At 53.8% G+C, this 318-nt stretch carries 1 protein-coding gene; it reads left to right on the top strand.

Going from position 1 to position 318, the window contains the following annotated elements; genetic code table 11:
- A partial coding sequence (locus tag H6B10_RS15940) for a PTS transporter subunit EIIC (protein ID WP_204652415.1) occupies window positions 1–318 on the top strand: 318 nt, incomplete at both ends.

Raw genomic sequence — 318 nt, 5'->3', positions numbered from 1 at the left:
TGTGGCATTGGTCAGTTATTTGATCTGGCTGGCGGCAAACTCCAAATGGCTTACCGTTGCGGGCCTGGTGATAGAAGGCAGTGACGCCAGCTCCCTGTATGGAACGGGCCAGACGATTTGCCTGGGCTATCATGTAACCGACATGGGCGTTTTCCTGGGAATGATCCTGGGCGTGATTGTGGCTGTGGTACATAATCGTTTTATTGATACCGAATTCGAGGGCTCCTTTGCACTGTACGGCAACAGCAAATTTGTGTTCCTGGTATTGCTGCCGGTGGTGTTGGCACTGGCCCTGGTAGCGGCCTATGTCTGGCCCGT

It is taken from the genome of Gemmiger formicilis, from assembly GCF_016901605.1.
Lineage (GTDB): Bacteria > Bacillota > Clostridia > Oscillospirales > Ruminococcaceae > Gemmiger > Gemmiger formicilis_B.
Note: the sequence above shows the minus strand (reverse complement) of the source record. Positions and strands in the feature narration are given on the sequence as shown.